We start from the raw sequence: 24,766 nt of genomic DNA, 5'->3' as shown, positions 1-24,766 counted from the left end.
GGGGATGCGCGCGTAGTTCCCCGACCCAGAAGGCGGTGTCGACCGGTTCACCGGAGGCCCGGCAATCCCGCGCGCAAACCTACCGCGAGAAGCGCATCGTCTCGGCGGCGAAGCCGTCGCTGCCTCGGTTCGCCTTTTCGCGCGTCTCGTCGAACACATCCGCGATGCCGCCCCGGCCCCCTTCGCCGATCTCGAACGTGACGCGATCGAGGGTGAGCTGCTCGTCGTCGGCATAGGCGATGCCGATCGAGGGCCCGCCGGAGCCCCCGCCGCCGTAGCCGCCCTTGCCGCCGTAGCCGCCCTTGCCTCCGCGGCAGGCGTATTCGCCGAGCATCGGCGAGGGCAGCCCTGGCGGGCCTCCTTGCGCGCCCGTCCCGCCGGACTGGCCTTCGCCACCCCGGCCTCCATAGCCGCCCCGGCCCGTGAGGACGCGCGTTTCCCGGAGGGTCAGCTTGCTGCCTGGATGGGCGAAGATCGCGATGCTCGCGCCGCCCGCGCCGCCGCCGGGGCCGCCGACGCCGCCGCAGCCACCGCCGCCGCCCGAGCCGCCCGACGCACCGCCGAGCGCCGCATTGCCGCAGGCGCTCCGGCCGCCCGGTGCGCCGCCGCCCCCGCCGCCCCCCTGGCCGGGCGCTCCCGTGCCGCCTTGGCCGCCGGGCACACCTTCCCATCCGGCCTCGGTGAGGCGTCCACCCTCGCCGCCGGCGCCGGGCGCGCCCGGCGCGCCGTCTTCCCCATCGCGGCCGTGCTCACACTCGGCGCCATCCTTCGCCCCCACGCCGCCCAGGCCTGCGTCGCTGGGATTCGGGCTCGGCAGCGGCTTGCCGTCCTCGCCATCGCCGCCGCGGTCAGGGTAGCCGTTGCCCCCTTTGCCGCCCGTCGAAGCCAGGTCGCCGCACACGCTCGTCACGGCGGGTGCGCCGGCCACCGTGGCTGCCGAGCAAGCGTCCCTGCCGATCGCGCCGATCTCCCCGTGCGGCGCCTGCGGGTCGATGAGGCCCCAGTCCACGCCGTCCGCGCCTTCCTGGGCGCCGTCCGCCTGGATCACGCTCCGAAGCACCTCCACGACCGCACCCGGCCGGAGTCTCATCCCGACGGAAGAGAGGGCCGGCGCCCGCTCCAATCCGAGCGAGGCGAACACATGCACGTCCGCGATCGTGGATACGCCGTCGGTGACCACGTCGCCGTCGTCCTGCGCTGCCACCACGGTGAGCGGGGCGGCCTCGGACAATTGTGGCCGGATCGTTGCTATCAACTGGGGACTCAACGTTTTCCAAGCGTGCTTCCAACCCTCCCAGCAAGCGAAGCCGCCCCACAAATCGATGCCGGAGGGCAACGTGACGGCCTCGTGGAAAGGCTCGCCGCAGGCGAACACCCGCCCCCGTGCACGCGGCGCGAGCGCGAGCGCGCGGGCGAGCGTCTTCACCGGCTTCTCCATCGTGCCGGGATTGCCGTCGTCCCCTTGTGTCATGCTCGCGAACACCCCGCAGCCGTCTTGCACGCGCAGCGCGGCGAGGCCCTCGATACACGCCTCCTCGGAGGGCTCGGCCAAGGGCTCGGCGTCGCAAGTGCCCCCCTCCGCGCACGGTGGCGTGGACGTCTCCGCGCCACACCCCAGGGCGGCCGGAGAGGACAGCAGAAGGACCCATGCAGCGGCGGAGATCTTCATGTTCCTCGCTTCCTGTTCATCCCCTCGCGAACCACCTCATCGGGGCGGCACGATCAGCTCGGGGAAATCCCCGAGGCGGGCAAACATGCCGGGCTCCCCAATGGCCGTTTTCACGCCCGGATCACCTCCGAATCCACCGGCGCCGGGGGCTCCCAAGAGCAAGAAAGCGCTCTCCGTGAGGTGAACGCTGCTATCCACGCGCCCGACGGCGACGGAGATGCCCCCGAGTCCTCCGCCGCCATGGCCGCCGTTGCCTCCGTCGCCGCCGGGCCCCCCTGTGCACGCAGAGTAGACGGTACCATCGAGGAAGATTTGCCCTTCTTGGCCGCCTGGCCGGCCCCAGCCCCCCTCTTGCCCCCGCCCTCCATTGCCGCCGCGACCGCCGTCGCCGGTGATGATGGCGGTCTTGTCCACCAGGACGTGAGCATGCAGGGCGAGGATCCCGAAACTACCGCCCCCGTAGCCGCCCCCCTGACCGCCACGTCCCCCGCAGCCGCCGCTCCCGCCCGAGCCGCCGGATGGCCCGCTTTGCGGATCCATGGCGCGGCACTGCCCGTTCGCGCCGACGCCGCCCCCGCCGCCGCCTCCCTGGCCGAGCCCCCCGTTCTGGCCGTCCTGTCCCGAGAAACCCTGCCAGCCGCGCGCGCTGATGCTTCCGTACTTGAGCGGCTCCTCCAATCCTGTCCCGCCTCCGACCCCGTTCACGCCGTGCTCGCCATTGCGGCCGTCGCGGCCCGACGTACAGCTCATCGCCCCGCCCTTTCCGCCTTCACCTTTCTCCATCGAGCCAGACCCCGGTGCCGGTGCCCCTTGCACGCCGTCGCCGCCCGCGGCGACGTCGCCGTCGCCGCCCGCGCCGCCGATCGACGTCGTGCCGTCCTCGCACACGGTCACCACCGCTGGCGCGCCCTCGGTCCAGTCCGCCTCGCACCCGGGCGCGCCTGGATTGCCAACCGCCCCATCCGGCGCCCGCCACGGCGTGCCCTGCGGAGCGCTCTCCCCGTCCGCCCCATCTGCGCCGTTCCCCGCGAGGATCTCGCTCGACACCACGTCCACCGCGGCGCCCTCGCGCACGATCATCCCGATGGACGACCCGCTCGGCCGGATCGCGTCCGCCGCCACGAGCCGCACGCCGAACACCGCTGACGTCATGCTCGCCTCGCGCGCCTCCACGACGAGCGGCACCAGCTCCGGCGCCGGCGCGATCCCGGTGAAGCGGTCCTTGCCGCCCCAGGTCCACGCCGCCGTGGCGCAGTCCCGGCCGCCCCAGAGCGCGACGCCCGACGGCAGCTTGACCGCCTCCTCGAAGTCCTCCGCGCAGGCGTACACCCGCCGCGTCCCCCCGGGCTCCGACGCCTTCTCCACCGCCCGTCGCAGCGTCCTCACGGGCGCTCCCCTCGTCCCGTCGCTCGCGTCGTTTCCACCCCGCGAGACGAACACCCCGCACCCGTTCTTCGCCGGGCTCGTCGCGGGATCGCCGTCGCACGGCGAGGTCGGGGGCGGCAGCGCCGGAGGGGGCTCGTCGCACGTCTGCTCTTCCCAGCAATCATCCCCCAGGTACAGGCACCCCGAGACGGCGCTCGCGCCGCACGCGCACAGCGCGGCGACCGCGAGCGAAACCGACACCCTCCGCGCCGCCCGAGCCCACCTCATGCTCGCCTCCATGCCGGCCTTCAAGCCCTCACCACGCCCCGAGCGCCACCACCCCGACCTGCTGCGCCGCCATCGCCGGGACGACACGCAGCCCGCTCTGCGCCGGCGTCAATTGCTGGAACGAGAGGTCCACGAAGAAGGACGCGGCGGTCACCGCCCCGATCACGGCCCCCGTCGCGACCAGGGCGGTCCCGAGGGCACCGGACCGATCGCGCTGCTCGCGCATGCGCCGGAGCTCCGGGCATGCCGAGGGCTGCGGCGCTTCGCGGCACGCGCCCGAGGTCCACGCCGGATCGCGGTGGAGGCCGTCGATGCGCTCGCGGGTGTCCCCATTAAGGCGGTTCGCCCGGAGCATGAAGACGACCCCTGCCGACACGGCGGCCGTCGTGACCGCGATGCCCGTGATCCGCAGCGTCCCCGGCCATGACGCCCATGGCCCCGGCGCCGCCTTGGGGGCGGCCGAGGCCGCCGCCAGCTTGACCGGCTCGCTCCGCGCCGCGCCCGGATCCGGCGCGCGCGCGTGCGCTTCGGCCGCGCGCGCGAGCTGCAGCGCCGCGCTGACCGTCTTCCCCGCAGCGACCTCGACCCGCTGTGAGCCCTCCCCGTGCCCCGACAGCCGGGCCCGGAGCGTGTACGTCCCCGGCGCGACGAACAGCTCGTGGACCGTGGCGCCGGTGCCTATCGGCTCCCCGTCGAGGAGGATCTCGGCGTCGGGCGGGGAGGCAGCCACGTAGATCCTGCCGACGTGCTCGATCGCCGTGTCGAACGCGCGGGTGAACCTGTCGAGGAGCGCGCGATTCAGGCCGGCGTCCTGCTCGAGGCTCTGCCCGAGATGCTCGGCGGCCTCCCGGTGCTTGCCCTGCTCCAGCTCGCAAAGCCCGAGATAGCCGAGCACCTCGGCCCGCTGCACCGCGGTCATTCCGGCGGCGTCGGGCGCCGCCAGGACGGCTTCGAAGCTCGCTTCCGCCTCGGTCCACTTCCGCGCGCCGAAGGCAATCCGGGCCTTCTGGCGCGCCTTCATCGCTGCCGTGCTCTCGGTAGCCCGGGGCCCCTGCAGCGCAGGTGCTGCGCGCGCGAGCCCGATGCCGCTGCCCAGCACGCCGAGAAGGCAAATCCCGGGCAGGGCCGAGCGCAAGAGCGTCATGCGGCCCACGTTATCAACGAGCCTGTCAGGCCAGCAAGCGCGCTTGGATACCGAGCGCTGCGCTTTTGCCTGATAAATCTGACGTCGCCCGCGCAATGATTCCACGGAGCCGTGGCCTTCTCGTTATCCCCCTCCGGACGCACCTTCGCGCACCGTTCTTCGTCGCACCGGTCGATTGGGTCACCTCTTTTCGCGCCTGAAGCATCTGGACGTGCATGGACGTGAGCATCTCGGCGAGCCAGGTCGTCGCAGCGCCTGGTACGCTTGGTTCCGATCGCTTCCGCCGGCTCGCGCGCGCCATGCGCGTGCCGGCTCAGGACGTCGATGACGTTATCCAGGACGCGTGGCTCCGCATCCTGGAGAACCGCGCGCGCATCGGCCTGGCGAGGGACGCCGCGGCGTATGTGGACGAGCTCGTCAGAAACGTGGTGCGCAACAGCCGGCGGCGATCGCGCCGCCGGCAAGAGGTGATCGCACCCCTCCAGGACGAGGATCCTTCGGACGAGCGGCCGGGCCCGGAAGCCTCCTTGATCGCCCGCCAGCGGGCTTCCGTCCTCTGGCGCTTCATCGACAAGCTCGACGACGCACGTCGCATGGTCTTCATCGAGCACGAGCTCCTGGGCCGGACGCTCGCCGAGATCGCCGAGGCGCACGCGCTCCCCGAGAACACCGTCAAGTCACGGCTCGCTGCCGCCTGGGACAGGATCGAGCAGGAGACAGGGCGCTGGCAGGCGGCGCAGCACCGGCGCAGGCAGCCCGCGGTGCCGTGCTTCGTGCCCTTCTTCTCCGGTGCGTGGCTTCACGACGCCTTGCGCGGGCTTCGCCGGTTCAGGCTGCATGGGACGGCGGCGGCAGGGCTCGTGCTCGGGGCGGGCGCTGCCTGGCCCGGCCCAGCGGCTGGCCTTGCCGAAGCGCCCCTGCTCGCGGCCTCGGGGCGCGCGCAGCCCGCGCTCGAGATGCCGGCGGCGCCTGCCGACCAGCGCGGCGTAGGGCCGGGCCGACCCGAAAGCGCGATCCGGCGAGAGGCCGTCACGGCCTCCGCCGTGTCCGCCCATCAGGGCAGCACCACGACGGCTCGCGCGGTCTCCGCCGCGGGCAAGGTGTCGTCCCGGGCGCACTCCGGCGCGGCGCATGCTCGGATCGACCCGATGCTCGAGCGCGCGCGAGCGATGCTCGAGCTCGGGACCACCGAGGGACAGCTCTCGGCGTGCCGTCTCCTGCACGAGCACCGCGAGCGTCGTGGTCGCGGCGAGCACGCCGCGGAGCGCGACGCGCTCCTCCGGCGGGTTCGCTGCGAACGCCACGGGTCGATCGGGGCGCAGAGGTGATCGCGTCGCGCGTGTGGTGGCGGGATGATGGGCCAGAGAGGGCGACTCTCGCGCGCCACGTCTCCCTGGTCGTGCCCGCGCCGCGCGGACGTCACGGTGGATCGACGACCACGAGCGGTCTCAGTCGTTGGAGGGAACGCCGGCCAAGACCCTTGACCCGCCGCAGATCATCCACTTTCCGGAAGGGCGTAGGTAAAAGAAGCCGGATCGCTGCGGCCAGAGCCAGCAGGTGTGTGTCGAGCAGCAACCTCATGTCTCGCCGTCGAACGCTCGCTGTAGGTCCTCCGGCAGCGGCGCGTCGAAGTCATCGGCGATCTGGACCGTACCCCGATCCGTGCCAAGCGCTGCCCGCTTGTCGCGTGGCGCAGCCTTCTGCGGGGCGGTGATGAGGCCGATCACCTCCGCTGGACCTTCTGGAAGGTCTGCGGGCACCTGCAGGTCTACCCGACGGTCTGCGGGGATGACGATGGAGATCTTGGCGGCTTGCGCGGTGCTTCCGCCTGCTGCGTTACCGGCTATCTCTGTCCAACGTCAGAGTTCCCCGGCGTCATGCGCGATGCCCGAGGCGGGCCGCCCGGTGCGCGCGGCCCGGACAGACGCGTCCGGCAGGCGCCGGCTCGACCCGGCGCGATGTGCCGGAACCTGCGCCTGAAAGACCGTACCCCGGTCTTTACCCGCCCAACGTGACCGCATCAGCCGCCACGGCACGCGCGTAGCACGTGCGCTCGTCGGCTGCATCGCGCAGTTGGGCGGCACTTTGGTCATGGGATCGCTACCTCAGATCCATGCGCTATCACCGCTTGGCGCTGCTTTTCTTTGCCTTGGTCCGCGCCTGAAGATCCGTTCGTTGCCTGCGGGCGCGGGGCCCTTCCGAGACCTCACCCGCGAGCCTACGGACCCCCGAGCAGAATTTCTGAAAGCTCACCGAGCGATTCACGCCGCCAGCTTCATAGATTTCGAGTTCAACGCCCATCTTCTCAGCCCAAGAGGTCTTCCGGTCTACGGGATCCTGGATGATCTGTTGCAACACTTCCCACGTACCGCAGATCGCGTCCTGCTCGTAGTTCGACCAGAGCATCCTCTTGGCCTTCGGGAAGGCCCGCTTCAGCGCCGCCCAATCTCCGAGGTACCAGGCTTCAACCTCCTCAACGGCGAGGCGAAACAGGCAAATCGGAGCTGGTTCGATGGCCGCGAGCACGTCGGAGAGCTCCTGCAGGAGCCATGTGCAATTGTCGTTGTCAAGATCGACGAGCAACACTACCCGATCAGTCTCCGGAGAGAGAGACTTGCCCCATGCACGGAGGGTCGCCGGCAGCAAATCGAGCACCCCGCGATGCTTCGGGTCCGGTGGTTGCTGCGGATCGTTCGGCAGCTTTCCTTTGCCTTGGTGCGGATAAACTGCAAACTTGTGGTTGGGAATGAGCCGGGGGAGCAAGCCTTCGAGGAACTTCACCTCGCTCGTCCCCTCTACGAGGAAGTGAAGCTTCACAGACTCACCCGCTCGTGGAAATGATTGCTGTACCAGAGGCTACCGAGCGGGATTCCCTCTGCGACGAGTTCCTTGATGGTCGGCATGTCAGCGGCGCGAGTGAGCTCGGAGCGGCCCTTGTCGTTCCGCTGGATCAGCCAGACCTGCTCCGGTGCGAGCGCGTCGACAAAATACGGAGAGTGCGTCGTCACAAGAACGTTCGTGTCGCGCTCCTCGGCATGAGCCTTCAGTTCGATAGCGAGGCGCTCGACCAGCTTGTGATAAAGGCCATTCTCAGGCTCCTCGATTCCGATGAACGGGCGGGGCTCCGGATCCTCGAGCAGGAGCAGGTACGCGAACATCTTCAGCGTCCCATCGGACATGCTCTGTGCGTAGAACGGGTCTTTGTAGCCTGCCTCGTTGAAGGCGAGCAGGAGCCGACCATCTTCGCTCTTCTTGTGTGCCACCGAGCGGACCCCAGGGATGCGCTTGCCGATCTTTTGGAGAATGGCTCCAAATCGTGCGCCTTGCGTGCGCTCCATATACTGGACCACGTTGCCGATGTTGTCACCAGTCTTATTCAGGTGTTTCTGTGCGCCCACCGGTGGCATCGTGCGCGCGGCGTCGGGAACGAAGTAGGACAGATACCAGTTCTCAATGTAGGACCTGAAGCCAACGATTCGCGGATGATTCTTAAGTTGACCGAGCGTGGTAATCGCGAGCCGACTTGGATCGTCCAGTGCCACGGGCACCTGTTCCGCCCCCTCCTCGTCCTCGGTCTTGTCCCCAGCCCAGACCAGCCCCTGACTGTCTTCCAATTTCAAGAACGGATACGGACGTCCGTGCTTCTGGCCTTTGCGTCGCTGTCGTAGCATCTCGGAAGCGACATAGGGAACGCCATCGCGCTCATCGATTGCGAGCGTGTAGGAAATGGGGCGCGCGTTCTTGTGCTCGCGATAATATATATCGAACTGAATCGGGCCTGTCTCGCCTTGTGTTCTCAGCTTGTGAAACCCACCCCTATGGGGCTTGTCACAGGCCGCCTCGACATTCTCGGCGAGGCAATCGGCAAGGAAGCCGAACGCATCGAGGACGGTGGACTTCCCGCTGCCATTCGGGCCGATGAGGCAACCGAAGGCCGGCAGCTCATCGACCTGCTCGTCATACTTATCCTTGCCAAGAGTGACGTCCCCGAGCGCCTTGAACCGCTGGATTCGGATGCCGAGGATGTGCGCCATACCTGGGATACAAGCACCGCGCGCGCCTGTATGTCAAGGCGCATCGCAGCGTCGAAACGCCGTCCGGGCGGGGAGCGCAGGGTGCGGCTTTTCCCCTCGGAGTGCGCGCGACTGCGCCCTCACGGAGGCGGCCCTCGAACGAGCGGATGTCGTGGGCGTGATGAGGCGAGCGCCCCGGTGTTCCCCACCTTGGCTCAGCGTCTGTCTGCCCAACGCTCGGATGAGCCGCGTCGCGACGCGACGTCGACTCCATCCGGGTGTTGGGCAGCCTCGCTCGTAGGTGATCCTTCATGACGCATGAAGCCATGCTCCACGTGTCCATCTGTTCAGTAGACCGTAATTCCCGACCTCTCGAGCGCCCTGCGGAGTGCTTTCTGGCCCAAGGTGTGAAGATCCTGAGCTGTGTAGCGCGGTCCCATGAATCCGCGGACCTCGACTTGCTGCAAGACCGCAGGCATGCGTACAAATACGCCGCGAACAACCACTGTGTCTCCGGCCTTCACCGGCTGCAGCTGACTTCCTACCGGCATTATGGACGGCCGGTACACGACCTGATCGATGGTGCCGTACGCGATGATTCGTCGTTGGTACAGGAGGTATACTGTCCCGCCAGTGACATTCTGCCTCAAGCGACATGGAAACGGGAGCCGACTTGGATAGAGTGGGTACACCTTGCCGGTATGTGGACCTGGCGTAAACAGGGCATTGATCCATCCTAGCTGTTCGGTTCTTTGGATGGTTCGAATTAGATTCATGCGGAATGTTCGCTGTCTCTTCGGCCGAAGTCCGTCTCGCCGTTCAGTCTGAATGTGAAACCGTGCTCACCCCTCCGCCCCGAAGGGCAGCCTCGTGTCCGGATAGTGCCACAGGTTGTGCTGCGCACCAGGGAACATCTGGTTCTGAGAAAATTCCGGAGCGTCCAGGTCTTTGCGTTCTCGAAGTGCCCAGGCGCATAGGTAAAAGAAGCTGGATCGCTGCGCGAGGAAGTGTGGCGGGCGAACCGAAGTGGCGGGACCGCGCGCGTCGCGACGCCTCGTTCATCGGTCGAAAGAGCGGGCCCCGCGCGGCGCAGAGCGCGCCAAGAGGCGCATCGGCGTGCCGCGGGCACACATCGCGCTCCGGGAGTTGGTCTGGCCCGGGATATTCTGGCGGCTATGGGGCGTCCCCGAGCGCCTTGCGGCGCAGGACGGTGCTCTTCCAGTACGGCGGCCCTCGGTTGGGTGAGCGGCCTGGAACGGCGGTCGACTCACCGAGCGCGGTGAGGAAGCGGGCGATGTTGCTCGGCTCGGTGATCATGGCGGCGAGCTTCATCCTGCCCTTGCAGGCCGGCCACTCGAGGACATCGAGGCTCGGCGAGGGGGCGAGCGTCCTGCCCTGAGCTACCCCCTTCCGCGCCCCGCGCAGAAGGCGACGAGCGCGCCCGCTTCAAGGCGCGGGCGCCGCGTCCGCGAGGCCGTCGGCGGCCCGCCCGATCCGCTCCAAGATCTCGCTCACTTCCTCGTCGGAGGTGTCGTGCTCGACCCCGACGTACTCGCGCAGCTCCGCGGCGTACCCGGCGCGCCGCAGCTCGGCGATCGAGGCGCGCGCGCCTCGGGTCGGCACCGCCAGGTCGGAGGCGCCGTGGAAGGCCGTGACCGGCGGAAGCGTCGCCGGGCGCGGCCCCGAGCTTAGCGCTGCCGACGGGTAGAGCGACGGCGGGAGCAGACCGCTGATGGGGAAGGCGGCCGCCAGCGCCTCGGGGTGGGTGACCGCCAGGGCGAAGGTCATGATGCCGCCCTGCGAGAAGCCGGTGACGAGGGGCTTGCCGACGGTGGGGCGGGCGGCTACCAGAGCGGCGAGCGCGGCGGCGATACGATCTGCTTCCCGCGTGACCAGGGGAGCGGCGACGTCGTCGCTGACGGAGTCGTACCAGATGTACATCCCGCCGCTCGGGTGGCCGTACGGGAGGATGAGCCGGGCGCGGCGGCGGTAGCGCCGGAGCAGCTGCAGGAAGTCTGCGGGGTCCCCGCCCATGGGGTGCAGCGCGACGATGATCGGCACCCGCTCGTCGGGTCGCGCCCCGCCCGTCATGTGCTCGAGGTAGCGCACGCCCGCGATCTCGCCCCGGGTGGTGCTCCCCGGCGCTCCCGCCGGCGGCGGAGGTGCGACCGGCCCCGCTGATGGCGTCTCCGACGACGGACGCGCGGCCGCCGACCCCGCTGGGGGCGCCGGCGCCGGCTCGCGGCTGCACCCAGGCCCCGCCAGGAGGACCACGCCGATGGAGAGGAGCAGGCGCAATCGAAGGGGATCGGCCGACGGGTGGCGCATCGGTACAACATTACTCCGATCGCGGGAGCGATGACGCGCGCAGATCGACGCGCGGCCTCTTACGTTCGTCCGCATAGTTCGACTGCGCTGCTGGGCTCCATGGGCGGGGTTCGTTCATGGGGAATGACCAACTCCGGAGCAGCTGGCCTTCGGCGTTCTTTCACTTGAACGTGATGTTGGACACGTACTGGTTCACGTTCCAGCCGTTTCGACTCGTGACCTTGTTGCCCTGGATGGTGAAATTGTCGAAGTGAATCCCATTGAAGTTCACGGTGCTCGACTTGCCGTGAATGTAGATCTCCTTGTTCACGGCAGAGGCAACATTGTTGATGAACACTTCCTTCACCGTGGCCCGGTTGGGAGCGTTGCGCCAGGTCGCCGTTGCATCTTCTTCGAAGTCGATGATCCTGCCGTCGACCGTTTCAACCCTGACGTCCTGCCAGGTGATGTTCTGGATGACAGCGGTGTCGTCCGCGTTGATCCCGAGGGCCCGGCCGGCCTTGACGACATCGATGTCTTTGAAGGTGATATCCTCGATCACCTGACCGTAGGTCTTGGTTCCGATCTTCGTCGCCGCTGAGTTGCTGTAGGCAACCACCTTCTCATAGGTGATGGCCTTGGTGTCCAGCTTGCCTTCTTGCTCGCGCTTCGGCGACATGCTGTCATCACCGCTGTAGATGAAGGCATTGTAGAGCTTACCGTTCGTGGAGCAGTCGAAGTCCACTCCGTCGGTCTGGTTGTAAGCTGTCGTGGTGGGACGGCGATTGATCACCTTGAAGTTCTGGATGGTCACCTTGTCGCTGTCGAAGATCAGCGTGTTCCAGAAGACTGGATCGCGCACGACGATGCCGTCGACCAGCACGTCCGTGCTGTCGTCGATTCGGAGGGTGTTGATCTTGAAAGAGGGTGTATCGTTGTCGGTGCCACGGATCTTCGAACCGTTGCCGTCGATCACTCCCCGACCGAGGATCTTCGTGTTGCTCACCTTGTTCATGTGAACCACGCCGTGGGAAGTGTTTTCGACGGCCGGTGCGCCCGTGCCATTGTAGTCGCCCGTGCTGGTCGAACCGTCCAGGATGGCGCCGGCCGCCAGGTACAGGGTCATGTTGCTCTTCAGCCACAATTCCCCGGTCTTGTAGCGTCCGGGAGGCACGTACAGGATGTTCTGCGCCGAGCCGGAGGCGGCGTCGATGGCGGACTGCACCTTGGAGGTGACCAGCGCAGCACCCGTGTTGTCCACGTCGTAGTCTGCGAGGTTCTTCACCTCGGCATCGCCCAATTTCGGCGGATTGACCTCTTGGTCGTCGATGAGGACGAACAGTAATTCCTTGGAGGCGATCTGCAGAATCAAGTAGTTGGGCCCGCTGTCGAAAGTGAGCGTGTCACCGTTTTTGGTTGCCGACAGCATTCGGCTCTTCGGGCTCAAGGTGTAGGAATTGAAGCCGCCGTTCACCGTGACGGCGACGGTCGCCTTGCAGCCGCTTGCCACGCCGAAGTGGGCGTAGTGCACCTGCATCTCCTGGCCAAACTTGGTCATCTTTTCGACGAACTGCGCCGCCCCGTTGGCCGTCACCGTATAGAGCGGGCTCTCGGAGGCGCCGGGGAGGGTAGGGTAGGTCATCACTGCCCCGTCGGAATCGCAATCGATGGGCGCGGCCCCGCCGGCGCCTTCACCCGTCTCACCGCCCGAGCCCGAGGTAGCCCCACCCTCCGCGGCACTGCCGCCCGCGTTGGTTGCGCTGCCGCTTCCGCCTGCGCCATTGCCGCCGACCTCACCTCCGCCGGTGCCCGCTCCTCCGCCGGTGCCCGCTCCTCCGCCGGCTGTGACGCCGCCCGAACCTTGAGGAATGACCGTGCCGCCGCTGCTCGTTCCGCCTCCGCCGTCATCGCCGGTTCCGGAACAGCCTGCTCCGAAAGCCAACGAGACGCCCACTGCGAGGCCCATCACCCAAATGTTAGAAAGGTTCATCTTTGCTCCTCCAAACCGCAGCGGCCACCTTGGCGCTCGCGCGTCAATATTGCAGTGACGCAAGCGGATAGGACAAGCAAACGCGTTCCGCAAAGGCAAGATTCTCGGAGCCGTTCCTGACTCGTGCAGTCCGACTGTATGAGTTCATTGACAGAACGGGCCTTATGCGATGGGGCAGGTCTTCCACGCCTGAAACGCCTGGGATTACCGCGACGTAGCACCAAGCGGAAGGAGGTGGAGCCGATCTCCGACCAGCGGGGCCGCGTCTACCTGGAGCTTTCCGTCGGCGATGCCGCGGAGGCCGGGCGCGGCCTGAATCTGGTCCGCCGGCTCTGCCCCTGACCGGATCCGCTTGCGCTGCGCGCGCACGGGAAGCTAATGAGGGCGCGCGCGGTTCGCAGGCCGAGCTGATCTCGGGCGAACAGTGCCCAATCTTCGAGTCGCCCCGGCTCGCCTGGGCGGCTCGCGCTCTTTCTGGCCGCCGCGCCGACGGCCGCGCCGCCTGTCCTCCAGCAAACTGCAGCAGGATGCTGCGCATTGGGAGCTCGCTGAGCTGCTGAGCGAGCAGCCCGATCGCGAGAATCCCTGGGGTTTGGGGGAAACACGCGCCGTCGCACCGGGCGGACTAGGCGAGCTCGCCGTCGCGGTTCCCCACGCCGCAGGAGCCGGCGGAGCGCGCGCCAGAGCGCGCCGACGGCCGTGCCGCTGCGTAGATCGACGACGGCGGGCGCGCAGACCGCCCCGAGGCGGACGGTGCGCTCGAGGGGCACGTGCGCCCCGCAGTGCGGAACGGCGGCGAGGTGCACCTGCGCGCGAGCCCGGATTCGGGCAGTTGCCCCCCGAAATCGGGCACTCGTCTCGAGGAGCTCGCTCGAGCTGACTGCCAACCAGCACGAGGCTCCGACCCCTGCCACGGCCCGGTCCATTTCGGCGGGCGCGGGTCCATTTCGGGGAGGGTCGTCGGATTACTGACGCAGGGCTGCAGCGCGCGGGGCCATTTTCGGCGGCTCTCCCCGAACGTTGGCGAGAGGGCCCACGGCTTGCGAGCCACCTCATACGCGTTATCATAGTGAACATGGGCAAGGCGAGAGACTGGGTCGCGAATAAGGCTGAGGAGACCTTCGCCAAGTTCCTGGCCTTCAAGCTGGTCAGCGTGGTGACCGGCGTGAACGTGCCGTTCCCGTTCAGCAGCTTCCTTTGGTTGTTGGCAGGTGAACGCGCCAAGTTGAACGAGAAGATGCGGGACGAGATGCGCCGCATCGGCCAGGATCCAAGGGAGCACTTCGAGCTCTTCATGCCTCGACGCTGATGAGCTACCTGCTGGCGACCTGATAGGCGTACGGTCTTCCACATGGCTGTGTGCCAAACGGTGCCGCCAGCACACAATGGTTCACGCATCTGATCCGGCCTGCGCGATGGTCTTGGCGCCAGCGGGTGCGACGCGGGAGTGTTCCATTGCGGGGGGGCTCGGCGCGTTCCATACCAGGGGCGTCGGCAACGGGGGTGACCCTTGCGCAGAAATTCACCCAGCTGGTCCGCGCTCGCGATGCCGGCGCGTAGGTAAAAGAAGCTCGACGCTCCTGCACCGGGGCCTCGCCGTCCTCATGGACGAGACCGTCGAGCGAGCGCTCGTGACCGACCTGCTCGTCTCTGCGGCCGTGCGCTCGACCGCGGCGCCCTTGATGAACCGGACCGCCGGCCCGTCGGCGGGCTTTTGCGCGGCGGGCGCGGTGGCCGCGGCGGTCCTGCCGGCGCGCGCGTCCGGGATCTACGCCGCGGCGATGCTGGGTTCGCTGGCGACCGCGATCCTGCTGTGGCGGCGCGAGTCCGCGCCCCGCGCCGCCCAGGCGTCTCAGGATCGCGTCAAAGGGTCGTGATCGTCACGTCGTCGAAGCGCACGTTGCTCATCGCCCACGAGAAGAGGGCGACCGAACCCCACGCGTACGTCACCTCGCTCGGCACGGCCAGCACCACCTGATCATTGACCTTGATCCGGTGCGTCGTCCCCTCGCGCTCGACCCGCACCGTCATCCATGCGTTCTGCGGCGGCACATAGCTCGTGTTGACCGCGAGCTCGGTGAAGACGCCGTTGTCCACCCGGACCAGGCGCGCGACGCTCAAGCTCGCGTCGAACATCACCCGGTAGTAGCTCGAGCCGGTGTCGTTGATGGCGTACATGAGGCCGAAGCCGTCGGGGTCGCCCGCGTAGATCTTCGCCGAGAGCGCTCCCTGCCCGAAGGCCGTGTGGGGCGCGACGAGGTAGGTCCCGCGCATGTCGACAGCTCCGTCGGCCGCGGTCTGGGGGTAATCGAACGCGCTGCCCGTCTCGGTCGCCGCTCCGCCTACCCCGCTCCAGCTCGGCGAGCTGTCGGTGATGCCCTCGTTGATCACGGTCCAGACGCCCGGCGCGACGCCTTGATCGAACGTCTCTTTGAAGGGGATGGTGCCCAGCTTGGCCACGTTGACCGAGCTCAGGTCCACGGTGACGACGGAGCCGGCCGCCTTCCCGCATGAGGTGGTCTTGATCTCCTCCCAGAGGACGTAATCGTGGGAGACCCAGGTGTGCCGCACCGACTGCAGGTTGACGTTCTCCACCGGGTAAAGCGACTGATCCTGGAGGCTCGCCGCGTAGATACCCTCGTATTCCTCCGTGAGCGTGCTCTTGGCGAGGTTGGGCAGGCCGTAGAGGCCGCCCCACGTGTCGTTGTGGAGGTCCTCCCATTTCTTGTAAGAATGCCCGCTCACCGAGGCCAGCTTGTATTGCCAGCCGAAGATCGAACCCGAGGAGAAATCGATCACGTCGAAGTCGTTCAAGGACTGAGAGGCCTGCTCGCTCACATCGAAGCTGAAGCTCGTGGACGGCCCCTCGACGCCCACGCCGGCGCCAACCGAGAACCCGTTCGACGTGGTGAACGTCGACGACTCGTTGGCCGAGTGGGGCCTGTGGGCGTAGGGCGAGAGCCCCTCCCGCAGGGGACGAATCGAGTGCTGGAGGGTCTCCTGGAAGTAGCCGCGGTTGTTCCCCGAGTTCCACTTGAGCCCGCCGGGGTTGTACTGGGTGCCATTGCCCGCGAAGACGACGTATTTGCCCTCCGGCGCGTTGGAGGCGAGGAGCGTCACCGTGAAGTTGCGGTCGATGACGGAGCGCTGGCCGTCGTCGCCGCACTCCCAGTTGATGGAGGCGGGCGTCACGTTGTACGAGCGGTAGGTGCCCTCGGGCAGAGGCTCGGTCACGAGCTGGGCGAGCGCGTGGGCCTTGTGGTCCGCGAGCAGGCCCTTGATCTCGGCGAGGAGCTCGCCCCGGGCAGGTAACGCCGTCTGCGCGACCTCGGACCTCGAGGCGATCCGGGGCTTTGCGTCGATGGTGATGGGCTCGGCCTCGGGCGCCGCGTCGAACAGCGCGTCGAGCTCGGCCTCGCTCTTTTCGAGCTTCTTTCCGAGCTCGGCCCGCTCGTCCGCGGTCATCCGGGCGTACCTCGCCTTCGCGGAGGCCGGCAAGCGCACCGAGCTGTGCTCCTCGGTCTCCTCGCCGGTGACGTCGCCAAAGACGCGCACGTCGAAGCGCTGGCCGCCCGGGCTGGGCGCCGCGTAGACGACTTGCGCGGACATCCCGATGCCCAGCGCCAGCGCGACCTTCTCGGCGTCGCGCGCGTTCTCGAGGATCACAGGCACCCCCGCGAGGCGCGCTGCCCGGAGCAGGGACGCGTAGGAGCGGATGTCGTCGGCGCTCGCGGCCTCGGCGTCGATGAGCACGGCGGACGCCTCTGCCACGCGGCTCGCCGGGCTCGGATCCGCGATGAGGTCCGGCCGGAACCTCGAAGGGGCGCCGTCCATGAGCTCCGCGAGCAGAGGGGCCTTTTCGCGTTGAATGGACGTGAGAGCGACGACAGGGCCCGTCGTGACAGCGGCGGGCTTCGCGGCCGGGCCGCTGGGCTCCGGGGCGTCCGGCTCATGGTCAATGAAAGGATCCGCCTGGGTCTCTGGGGCAAAGCCCCCGCAGCCCGCGACGGCCAGGAGGGTGAGGGCCAGGGGAGAGAGGCGAGCCAGAAAGGTGAATTGTCGCATGGGGGTCCTCCCAGAACAGTCGTTGCAGGGTGAGGTCGGACGCGCGGGCGGTGGGGGCGCCGATGCCCCTCGCTCCACGCGCCTCAAACCTTTTCCGTAAACGGAGAGGAAGACCCGACACGGGCTCGGTCGATTTCTGGATCGACCGAGCCCGCGCTCTCCGAGCCCCGCGGCGCGCTACGGAGGCTCGATCGCGATGGCATCCTGGGTGATGACATCCCGGACGCCGGCGTCCTGGTGGTGCGAGTTCTCCGGGATGTTCGGAGGGCAGACTCCGTTCGAGCACGCGCAGACGGTCGGCGACGAGGCGCCGTCCTCGCTCGGGTCGAACCCGGCGGCCTCCTCGACGCCCCGCGGCATCGAGTAGATCGCCAGGGACGACCCGAGGCTGGCGGTGGTTGTCTTCGTGGCATACCCAAGAGTGACTGCCGTTCGATCGTAGACCCCTATACCTGCCCCTGGAACGATGCTGAGCATGTTATGGACTTCGAGCCGGAGGTCCCCCTCGCTGCGCCAGAGCCATCCGGCGAAGGGGCTCACGGCAAGCCTGGGTTCGGTCCCGATCTGGATCCCGCCCACGCTCACGCCGCCGTGGAATTCGAGTGCCTGGGCCGGCGCCGGAACCACGACGAGTGCACCGACGTAGAGCAAGCCGATCTTGCCGAGTAAGCGCATGGACATGGTGGAAGCCCTGGCCAAGCCGCGACAGGCGATAGGAGAGCGCGCACGATCTTTCTGGGCATGACGTGGGCGTCAAAGAGAAATTCGGCGAGCAGATCCCCATGCTCTGCGGTCGACGCGTCCCGGACGGCCGTACCGCCGCGGCGAAGGGGGCTATGTAGCGCTCGGGCCCGCGCTCCTCGTCGCCAGCCGTCGTCGGCGTCCGCTTCGACCGCCGCGCCCCGCCGGGGGGGCTGCACCGAACTCGCGCTCGAGCTGCTCGTCGCTGGCGACGTGCCCGAACTCGACCAGGTGGACGGAGATCGCGCCGCGCTCGCCGATGTCCGTCCGCCTCGACCTCCGCACCCCGCCGTGGGGGCTGCGCCGCGCTCACGCTCGAGACCTCCCGCCCCGGGCGTCACAACGCACCGAGCAGGCTCAAGGCTCAAGGCCGCGCCGACGTGCGCCTCGACCTCCGATGGTCCGCGCCGAGCTCGGCCGCGACGATGTGCAACCCGCTGCGCTCAGCTCGAGCTCGGCTTCGGACCGGGGCGAGGTTGACACGCCGTAGCCGCAGGGACGCAATCCATGCCCTGAATCACAGTTGACGCCGCCCCTCCGCACACGCATCTGGAAAAACTTGGAGGATGAGCATGCGCCACAGGCTGAAATTGAAGGCGATCCCCGTTCTTATTCCTCTCGGTCTCACGGTGTGGGCGTGCAACTACGACGTGGGCGAGTGCTATCTTAGGGGGACAGAAGGCACAGGGGCCGGAGAACCATACCCACCGGGGTCAGCAGCTACGGGGGACTGGTTCGGAAACGGTGACGACGTGGGGAGCGGCGCCACTGAGGAGATGGCAGGGTGCACGCCCGACAAGACATGCACAGACATGTTCGTGGATTGCCAAGAGATCGGCGGCCAGTGCACCACGGGATATCCAGGCTGCGACAAATGGCGCCATACACCGTGCAGGAGTTGCCTTGAAGCCTGCCAATCGGGCACACCATACCCGCCAGCGTGCAAATGCAGATCGTGCGGATTCAGATGATGAATGAACCGATACAGGGCGCAGTCTACGTTGCCATGGGCAGGATTGCCGGAGCGGCTCTAGCCAAGGTTGCATCCCCCGTCGTGGTCGACGATGACGTTCTCCTGCTGGGGCCATCAAGACTCGATCCGAAACGTCATCGCGCTGCGCGCGTTAGATACTTGGGTGGAGAGCCGTCTACCGATCTCAATGAAGAGCTTGCGCGTTCTGATGGGCCGCCGGTCTGCGTGGCGCTTCCGCCGACACCAGGCGGCCTGATGAGCCTCTGTCGAATCTGTGCTTCCGTAGTCGAGCGCGGGCGTACGGTGTTCGTCGTTGATCTCAGCCCAGAGACCGCCGGAACATTTCCGCAAGGGCCCGGCCCAGGTAGGGCCATATCCATCTATGTCGCGGATGCTCTGCTACGCAAGCCGCCCGTGGTCCAATGGTCGAAGCTCGAGACAACTTTCGCGGCTACGCTCTGGAAATTGTGGTGCCGCCGCTCGCCCGTTGCCTTTTCTAGGTTCTGTGCATCTGGGAGCATGTTCCACCCGCAGTTGGCCAACCTTGGGCGTTATCATGCCGGACTCTTTCCCCGACGGGCAGGCAATGGGCTATTACCGTCGCTGTTTGACGAGCTCCTCCTGCGACAGCTATCGCAAGAGTGGCTCTCGCCAGTTAAAGTATATGCCAACGCACTCAACGCCGGATCTGAGCTCGCTGCATGGTTTCCACACACGGGAGATCTCTACATAGCCAAACGGCTCAATGAGTGGTATCGCCATACGCGAGGCCGTATCATCGAACGTCGAAACGCGCATCATCCGAGACCTTCCGAGATGACGAGATGGTGCTTTCGCTGGCGTGCGGGGAGCGAGGAGATCCTCGATGCGCTGCCGAGTGTGCAAGCGGCCCCACCTGTATCTATTGGAGGTGCTACCGCATATGATCCTGATCACGTATGGGTATGCCAATTTGATGCACGAGGCACACCTTACCTAAGCCGATTTGACACCGCATCATCGGGCGTCAGGCTGGAATAGGGCGTATCGGATAGCGTCCGTGACGATGCGAAGTCCTTCGCCAGTGCGTCCGTTGCTGCTGGAACAATTCTCCCCCCTGGCTGTTCGTCAACCAATGGATTTCGGACGCAGTCGACGCTCCGGCGACGAGTAACCACGGGACCCAAGGGTACCATGGGACCCTTGGGTCCCTTGTGGGTTCATTGATACCCTCGGATCGTAGGGTAGGGATGCCGGCGGCCGCGCCGGGCTCGCCGACGCCCGCATCGACCTCCGCGACCACGCCGCCGCGGAGGGGACGCCGGCGAGCTCGCCTCGAGCGGCGCAGGACGGTGCTATTCCAGTACGGCGGCCCTCGGTTGGGCGAGCGGCCTGAAGCGTCGGTCGGCTCACCGAGCGCGGTGAGGAAGCGGGCTCGTCGTCCGCCTTCGCGGGCTGTTGCGGCTTCGCAGGGCGCGGTCCGATCAGCTTGCGCGCCAACGTGGGCGGCTAGCAGACGCGAGCCCCCCGCGTAGTTGACCGTGTGAAACCGCGGCGGCGGGACGCTGGCCGCGAGCCGGCAGCGAAACGGATCGTCAAAACTGAGGGACGGCACTGGAATACCGCTCACCTTGTGGACTCGAGAGAAGACAACAGGGAGACGAGGAGGCGGGGAGGAAGAGAAAGAAAAAATCTCCCCGTCTCCGTGCCTCCCTGTGAAATTTCTGCTCCTTCTCGGGTTTTCAGCCTGTTCGGCGCGCTAGGGTCTGTGCGGCGACCGCGGCTCCGGTTCGCCGACGGTTACGGTCCTTGGCGGCGGGGTCCGCGGCCGCGCCGTCGGTCCCGCGTCGCCCAGCCCCGCGTCTCGTTCGCGGCTGCATACGAGATGAATACGTCAATCGGGACAACCGCAGGAACCACGAGGATAACGTAACAGGAAGGAGCCAGGCGGACGAGCGGCGCGGGCTTTCATCAAAGCCTTTCCTTGTCATCCAGATGCTGGCGAGTCTGTACATCGAAGAGGGCTGGCCCCGAGGTGCAAGGCTTGCCCTCCGGTATCCGTCCTGTACGAGGGCCGGCTGCATCCGCACCGGTCGAATGGCATGGAGCGCTGGAGACGCCACCGCGTCGTCCCAGGCCGAACGCCTCGACGAGGCACCCGTCCCCGCCGGCCCTGGCCGGCCAGCGCGACCAATTTGCCGAGGGTGGGGAAGGAGACTTCAATCCTGTTCGTGGTAGGTTCACGCATTGCGCGCCTGCCCGATCGACGATGCAGCCCCGCTCGCATCCTTTGGCGGAGCCTTCCTCGAGCGCCGCGTGGACACGCAGGTGAACATTCTCGTTGATGGAGGCCCGATGATACGGATGAAGCTTCTTGGATTGTTGATGGCCGGCCTCTCGCTCTCGCTCTCGCTCTCGCTCTCGCTCGTGGCATGCGGCGATGGGGAGGGGAGCAATGGGGGCAAGGCCGGCGGCAACACCGGCGGCGGAAGCGACACCGGCGGCGGGACCGATACCGGCGGCGGGACCGATACCGGCGGCGGGACCGACACCGGCGGCGGGACCGACACCGGCGGCGGGACCGATACCGGCGGCGGGACCGACACCGGCGGCGGGACCGACACCGGCGGCGGGACCGACACCGGCGGCGGGAGCGATACCGGCGGCGGGACCGACACCGGCGGCGGGACCGACACCGGCGGCGGGACCGACACCGGCGGCGGGGATGCTCTCGACGGCGAGCAGCTCGGCGAGCTGACGGCCGCAGAGGCCCAGCAGGTGTGCGACGACGTCACCGGCTCACTCGATCTCTCGAAGGAGGACCTGTGCGACCTCGCCGGGGTGCTCGCCAGCGTCGTGGATGGAACGGACTGCGAGACCGCCAGGGCGGATTGCATCAGCGCTCCGGAGGCGCCCGAGCCGACCGGCTCGTGCGACACGGCCGGCTTCGCGGGGTGCACCGCCACGGTCGCGGAGCTCAAGGCCTGCATGATCGCCACGGGCGACGCCTTCGAGGCGATCACGTGTGCGTCGTCCATCGATGACTTCTCGCCGCAACCCGCGGCGTGCGCGGCCGTCAACGTGAAATGCCCGGGGCTCCTCGCAGGCAGCTGAGCGCTCGTGAGATCGCCCCTACGGGGACGGCGGTCCTTCGGCGTGCCGATGGACGAGCTGACCGGTCGCGTGATCTCGGCGCGCGCTCTGCTCCCCAGGGAGCACGCCCGGCTGGCGGAGCGCCTCGAGGAGCTCCCGACCTGGGACGCGCGCTTCGACCTCCCGCTCGCCCCGGTACCCCGGCGGGAGGCGAGGCGCTCCGAAGCAGCGCGAGCATAGCTCACAGTTCGTCGCCGCTGACAAGCGCCACGTCGCGGAATTGTTGCCGTTTTCGACCGGCCCCTAGAACGCCGAACATGTTGAAAATCGTCTAATTTCGATATGTTATGCAGCCTCCTGGATCAGCCGCTGGGCCGCCTCAAGATTCTGGATGGCTGCGGTGCGCCGGAGGTCGAACAGATTTCTCCTGGCGCCGATGTAGCGCGCGCAGTGTCCTTTCCGCGCCGCGATATGGGCGAGCGCATGCTCTACAGCTGTTCGCTGCCGGAGCACGGCGCGTCCTGGCCCGGTCTGCTGCAACTTCCGGAACTTGCCCTGCAGAGCTTCATCCTCGGCGATGGACACGGTCCGCCCTCGCCCCGAGGCAGCTTGCGTGCACTTCGCTCGGAGGGGGCACGCGCCACACTCCTCAGGATCAAACTCGACCGTATCGCCCGGTTCGAACACCTCGATCTGCCCCGCTGGACACGTGATTGTCTTGGCGCGCAGGTTGATCTTGAAGTCGCGCTTGCTGAATAGCTCGGGGCTGCGAGCCCGCTGCCCCCAAGGCTTCGAGAACACCTGGCCGCCGGCGCGGATCACGTCGTCAACGACGGGACTGTGGACGTAGGCGCGATCGATGTGCAGTTCGACGAGGCGCAGCCGCTGATGCTGGACGTCCTCGGCGATCGGTGCGGCACCCTCTTCTTCGGGCCGATTCGCCGGCGTGACCGCGCAGGCGACAATAACGGGAAGGTCAAGGTCGCGTGCGATGTGCTCCTTATAGCCGTCGAAGCGCTTCGAGCGGCTCTTACGACCGTGGCGCATCTCGGCGTCTTCAATGGAGACACGGCGGTCAGGCGCAACGCCTTGCCGGATGCGAACGGTCCCATCCTCGGCTGTTTCCAGGTCCTGGTCTCGAACCTGTGTGACCGCGTCCAGATAGGTGCGAAGCGGCTGCTCGACGACGTCGTCCAGGTGGCGGTCGACCCACTGCTGCAGCGACGAGACCTGCCGCTCCAGGATCTGAATCGCTGCCGCCTTCTGTTTTGGGTCGCTCCAGTCCAGGTCGAGCCCGGCCTTGATACTGGGAGCCAGAAGCAGCGGGATGCCCGCCTTGCGGCAGATCTCCTCGGGCGGACGCTCCGTGATCTTCGACACGACGCGGACGATGCTGCGTGCAGCGTGGCCGAGCAGGTTGATCGTGTCCTCAACCCGCCCGGCCCCCGCTAAAGGGCGGCTATCGATGGCCACGCGCAGCGCCTTGGACACCGCACGCCTCTCGCCCTCCGTCATAGCGCCGGACCGAACAAGCGCTACGGTCCGCTCCAGCAGCATCCGGTCCATCTCGTGCGCGACCATCCGCTCTCGGAACGCCTGCAGCGCGCCCTGCGAGAACGGAGGCGTCGCCGCACCCAGGCAGCCGAGCACCATCTGCCAGCGCAGGTCGACGACGCACAACTCCACCGCCTCGGCATCCGATGCGCCGACGTAGCCTTGGAGCAGCGTGACCATGCACATCAGCGCCGGTGGATGAGGCGCCTCGCCTGCCCCCGTCGTCCGGTACATGCCCTCCAGCTGCTCCTGGAACGTCTCATCGAACAGCTCGTGCCGGTGCTGCCTGAGAAAGCCGAACAGTGCTCTCACGCGCGTCAGCCGCTTCATCAGCGCCTGCTCTTGCCGCGACAGCTCCACCGGCGGCGACCATCGTTCCATCCGTGCACCTCCGGACGCGGACGAGATCATGGCCCGACGAGACCGTCGAGCCTTGCATCGAAGCGACCAGAATTATCGCAAAATCAACCTGATCGGTCCTCTAGAGCGGGGAGCAGGTCCGAGGGATACAGTACCCGCAGTGGTTGAACCAGCCGCGTGCGTCCGTCGGAGTGATCGCTCCGATCGCGTGGCCCATCGACTTGTAGACGGCTGAGGGCGTTCGAGGTGCATCCGCTCGGATCGACTCTTTGATCTTGGAACCACAATTCTCGACCGGTGAAAAGTCCGGGGAGTAGGGCGGCAGGTACATCAGCTTCGCGCCAGCGCCTTCGATCGCCTCGCGAACGCCCCGCGTGCGGTGTGACCCGAGGTTGTCCGCGATGACGACCTGGCCTGGCCTCAGCGCGGGCACGAGCTGCCCCTCGACGTACGCGCGGAAGGCTACGCCGTCCATCGTGCCCTCGAACGCGAAGGGAGCGACGACACCGTCGAGGCCCAGCCCGATCGTGAGCGTGATCGTGGGGTCAGTGTTGATCGGCACCGCACCGTGGGCACGGACTCCCCGTGGCGCCCATGCATGCCTCCGCGTCATGCCCAGATTGGTCCCAAATTCGTCAATAAAAACCAGTTCTTGTGGATTGAGTCGAGCGAGCTTCTTCGCGAAGGCCTGGCGAGCCGCTGTCACATCTTCCGTGTCGCGCTCGGCTGCGTGGAGCGCTTTTTTTTCCGGGTGATGTTCAGCCGCAGCAACGCCCGGCCGACGGTATGGCGGCTGGCTACGATGTGAGCACGGCGCGCGAGCTGGTCAGCCAAATCGTCCAGGGTCGCGTCGGAGGACGTCGCCACGAGCGACCTCAGGTCATCCAGGGCTTGCCCGTCGATCTTCGGTCGCGGCCCGTTGGCGCGAGGGCGCGGCGCAACGCTGCCGGTCGTCCGGTAGAGCGTGAGATAGGACTGCACGGTTTTCGGTGCGACTTCGAACTGCTCGGCCAGGTCGCGTACCGATCCTTCCCCATTCTCGTACGCCTTGACGATGCGCTCTCGAAGGTCGAGTCCGCAGGGTCGCATCCTTGCTGCCCTCCCGCCACGGGGATGCAAGCAGCGTGCACCTCGGACCTGCGCCCCGCTCTAGGGTATAGCCTATCAGCAGGATGGTAATCCATCTGCGATGATGGCTGGATGGCTGGATTTTCATCCGGCTGGA

The 24,766-nt window shown here is 67.4% G+C and carries 18 protein-coding genes; 4 read left to right on the top strand and 14 right to left on the bottom strand.

What is annotated here, in order from left to right; genetic code table 11:
- Window positions 1-79: 79 nt before the first annotated feature.
- The 3 genes from WME82_RS33950 to WME82_RS33940 are packed head-to-tail and all read right to left on the bottom strand — an operon-like array spanning window position 80 to window position 4,466.
- Window positions 80-1,669 carry a hypothetical protein gene (locus tag WME82_RS33950; protein WP_438038689.1) on the bottom strand — a complete coding sequence of 530 codons (1,590 nt, stop codon included), beginning with the start codon at window positions 1,667-1,669 and terminating at the stop codon, window positions 80-82.
- 36 nt (window positions 1,670-1,705) lie between these two features.
- Window positions 1,706-3,322 (bottom strand): hypothetical protein, encoded by a 1,617-nt coding sequence (locus WME82_RS33945; RefSeq protein WP_438038688.1) that lies wholly within the window; start codon window positions 3,320-3,322, stop codon window positions 1,706-1,708.
- Window positions 3,323-3,350: 28 nt separating this feature from the next.
- A complete protein-coding gene (locus WME82_RS33940; protein WP_438038687.1) occupies window positions 3,351-4,466 on the bottom strand; it encodes a PEGA domain-containing protein in 1,116 nt (371 codons plus the stop codon).
- Window positions 4,467-4,681: 215 nt separating this feature from the next.
- On the opposite strand from WME82_RS33940, the gene WME82_RS33935 reads away from it, so the two are divergent.
- Window positions 4,682-5,794 (top strand): RNA polymerase sigma factor, encoded by a 1,113-nt coding sequence (locus tag WME82_RS33935; RefSeq protein WP_438038686.1) that lies wholly within the window; start codon window positions 4,682-4,684, stop codon window positions 5,792-5,794.
- 249 nt (window positions 5,795-6,043) lie between these two features.
- On the opposite strand, the gene WME82_RS33930 is transcribed toward WME82_RS33935, so the two are convergent.
- The 6 genes from WME82_RS33930 to WME82_RS33905 form a co-directional block, all read right to left on the bottom strand.
- The gene (locus tag WME82_RS33930; protein ID WP_438038685.1) at window positions 6,044-6,193 is read right to left on the bottom strand and encodes a hypothetical protein; all 150 of its coding nucleotides are present in this window, start codon (window positions 6,191-6,193) and stop codon (window positions 6,044-6,046) included.
- A gap of 394 nt (window positions 6,194-6,587) precedes the next feature.
- Window positions 6,588-7,283, bottom strand: a complete 696-nt coding sequence (locus WME82_RS33925; RefSeq protein ID WP_438038684.1) for a DUF4276 family protein — start codon at window positions 7,281-7,283, stop codon at window positions 6,588-6,590.
- Window positions 7,280-8,500, bottom strand: coding sequence for an AAA family ATPase (locus tag WME82_RS33920; RefSeq protein ID WP_438038683.1), 1,221 nt, complete (start codon window positions 8,498-8,500; stop codon window positions 7,280-7,282). Before WME82_RS33920 ends, WME82_RS33925 begins: the two co-directional genes overlap by 4 nt.
- Window positions 8,501-9,652: 1,152 nt before the next feature.
- Window positions 9,653-9,811, bottom strand: coding sequence for a hypothetical protein (locus WME82_RS33915; protein WP_438038682.1), 159 nt, complete (start codon window positions 9,809-9,811; stop codon window positions 9,653-9,655).
- Between the two features lie 114 nt (window positions 9,812-9,925).
- The gene (locus tag WME82_RS33910) at window positions 9,926-10,807 is read right to left on the bottom strand and encodes an alpha/beta hydrolase (protein WP_438038681.1); all 882 of its coding nucleotides are present in this window, start codon (window positions 10,805-10,807) and stop codon (window positions 9,926-9,928) included.
- A gap of 160 nt (window positions 10,808-10,967) precedes the next feature.
- Window positions 10,968-12,776 carry a glycoside hydrolase family 28 protein gene (locus WME82_RS33905; RefSeq protein ID WP_438038680.1) on the bottom strand — a complete coding sequence of 603 codons (1,809 nt, stop codon included), beginning with the start codon at window positions 12,774-12,776 and terminating at the stop codon, window positions 10,968-10,970.
- Between the two features lie 1,075 nt (window positions 12,777-13,851).
- On the opposite strand from WME82_RS33905, the gene WME82_RS33900 reads away from it, so the two are divergent.
- Together WME82_RS33900 and WME82_RS33895 are read left to right on the top strand one after the other, a co-directional pair.
- A complete protein-coding gene (locus WME82_RS33900; RefSeq protein ID WP_438038679.1) occupies window positions 13,852-14,085 on the top strand; it encodes a hypothetical protein in 234 nt (77 codons plus the stop codon).
- Between the two features lie 322 nt (window positions 14,086-14,407).
- On the top strand, window positions 14,408-14,653 hold the full coding sequence (locus WME82_RS33895) for a hypothetical protein (protein WP_438038678.1): 246 nt from the start codon (window positions 14,408-14,410) through the stop codon (window positions 14,651-14,653).
- On the opposite strand, the gene WME82_RS33890 is transcribed toward WME82_RS33895, so the two are convergent.
- Both WME82_RS33890 and WME82_RS33885 read right to left on the bottom strand, forming a co-directional pair.
- The gene (locus WME82_RS33890; RefSeq protein ID WP_438038677.1) at window positions 14,640-16,841 is read right to left on the bottom strand and encodes a hypothetical protein; all 2,202 of its coding nucleotides are present in this window, start codon (window positions 16,839-16,841) and stop codon (window positions 14,640-14,642) included. The two genes, WME82_RS33895 and WME82_RS33890, sit on opposite strands and share 14 nt — an antisense overlap.
- 177 nt (window positions 16,842-17,018) lie before the next feature.
- Complete coding sequence (locus WME82_RS33885; protein WP_438038676.1) at window positions 17,019-17,522, bottom strand: hypothetical protein; 504 nt, start codon at window positions 17,520-17,522, stop codon at window positions 17,019-17,021.
- 3,376 nt (window positions 17,523-20,898) lie between these two features.
- Here WME82_RS33885 and WME82_RS33880 point away from each other — a divergent pair.
- Entirely contained in the window at window positions 20,899-21,648 is a 750-nt protein-coding gene (locus WME82_RS33880; RefSeq protein WP_438038675.1) for a hypothetical protein, read from the top strand.
- 324 nt (window positions 21,649-21,972) lie between these two features.
- On the opposite strand, the gene WME82_RS33875 is transcribed toward WME82_RS33880, so the two are convergent.
- From WME82_RS33875 to WME82_RS33865, 3 genes are all read right to left on the bottom strand, one after another.
- Entirely contained in the window at window positions 21,973-23,562 is a 1,590-nt protein-coding gene (locus tag WME82_RS33875) for an IS1182 family transposase (RefSeq protein WP_438038674.1), read from the bottom strand.
- 100 nt (window positions 23,563-23,662) lie between these two features.
- The gene (locus WME82_RS33870) at window positions 23,663-24,247 is read right to left on the bottom strand and encodes a transposase (RefSeq protein ID WP_438038593.1); all 585 of its coding nucleotides are present in this window, start codon (window positions 24,245-24,247) and stop codon (window positions 23,663-23,665) included.
- Window positions 24,244-24,630: a helix-turn-helix domain-containing protein gene (locus WME82_RS33865; RefSeq protein WP_438038594.1), complete on the bottom strand. Its 387-nt coding sequence runs from the start codon at window positions 24,628-24,630 to the stop codon at window positions 24,244-24,246. Before WME82_RS33865 ends, WME82_RS33870 begins: the two co-directional genes overlap by 4 nt.
- Window positions 24,631-24,766 lie beyond the last annotated feature (136 nt).

This window comes from Sorangium sp. So ce128, assembly GCF_051525245.1.
GTDB classification, from domain to species: domain Bacteria; phylum Myxococcota_A; class Polyangia; order Polyangiales; family Polyangiaceae; genus Sorangium; species Sorangium cellulosum_B.
This window is presented reverse-complemented; position numbering and strand designations above follow the sequence as displayed.

Excerpts from the sequence above, each read along its gene's own strand:
- WME82_RS33950 (WP_438038689.1), bottom strand. The coding sequence starts at position 1,669 with ATGAAGATCTCCGCCGCTGCATGGGTCCTTCTGCTGTCCTCTCCGGCC.
- WME82_RS33945 (WP_438038688.1), bottom strand. The coding sequence starts at position 3,322 with ATGAGGTGGGCTCGGGCGGCGCGGAGGGTGTCGGTTTCGCTCGCGGTC.
- WME82_RS33940 (WP_438038687.1), bottom strand. The coding sequence starts at position 4,466 with ATGACGCTCTTGCGCTCGGCCCTGCCCGGGATTTGCCTTCTCGGCGTG.
- WME82_RS33935 (WP_438038686.1), top strand. The coding sequence starts at position 4,682 with ATGGACGTGAGCATCTCGGCGAGCCAGGTCGTCGCAGCGCCTGGTACG.
- WME82_RS33920 (WP_438038683.1), bottom strand. The coding sequence starts at position 8,500 with ATGGCGCACATCCTCGGCATCCGAATCCAGCGGTTCAAGGCGCTCGGG.
- WME82_RS33915 (WP_438038682.1), bottom strand. The coding sequence starts at position 9,811 with ATGAAGCTCGCCGCCATGATCACCGAGCCGAGCAACATCGCCCGCTTC.
- WME82_RS33910 (WP_438038681.1), bottom strand. The coding sequence starts at position 10,807 with ATGCGCCACCCGTCGGCCGATCCCCTTCGATTGCGCCTGCTCCTCTCC.
- WME82_RS33905 (WP_438038680.1), bottom strand. The coding sequence starts at position 12,776 with ATGAACCTTTCTAACATTTGGGTGATGGGCCTCGCAGTGGGCGTCTCG.
- WME82_RS33900 (WP_438038679.1), top strand. The coding sequence starts at position 13,852 with ATGGGCAAGGCGAGAGACTGGGTCGCGAATAAGGCTGAGGAGACCTTC.
- WME82_RS33890 (WP_438038677.1), bottom strand. The coding sequence starts at position 16,841 with ATGCGACAATTCACCTTTCTGGCTCGCCTCTCTCCCCTGGCCCTCACC.
- WME82_RS33885 (WP_438038676.1), bottom strand. The coding sequence starts at position 17,522 with ATGTCCATGCGCTTACTCGGCAAGATCGGCTTGCTCTACGTCGGTGCA.
- WME82_RS33880 (WP_438038675.1), top strand. The coding sequence starts at position 20,899 with ATGAAGCTTCTTGGATTGTTGATGGCCGGCCTCTCGCTCTCGCTCTCG.
- WME82_RS33875 (WP_438038674.1), bottom strand. The coding sequence starts at position 23,562 with ATGGAACGATGGTCGCCGCCGGTGGAGCTGTCGCGGCAAGAGCAGGCG.
- WME82_RS33865 (WP_438038594.1), bottom strand. The coding sequence starts at position 24,630 with ATGCGACCCTGCGGACTCGACCTTCGAGAGCGCATCGTCAAGGCGTAC.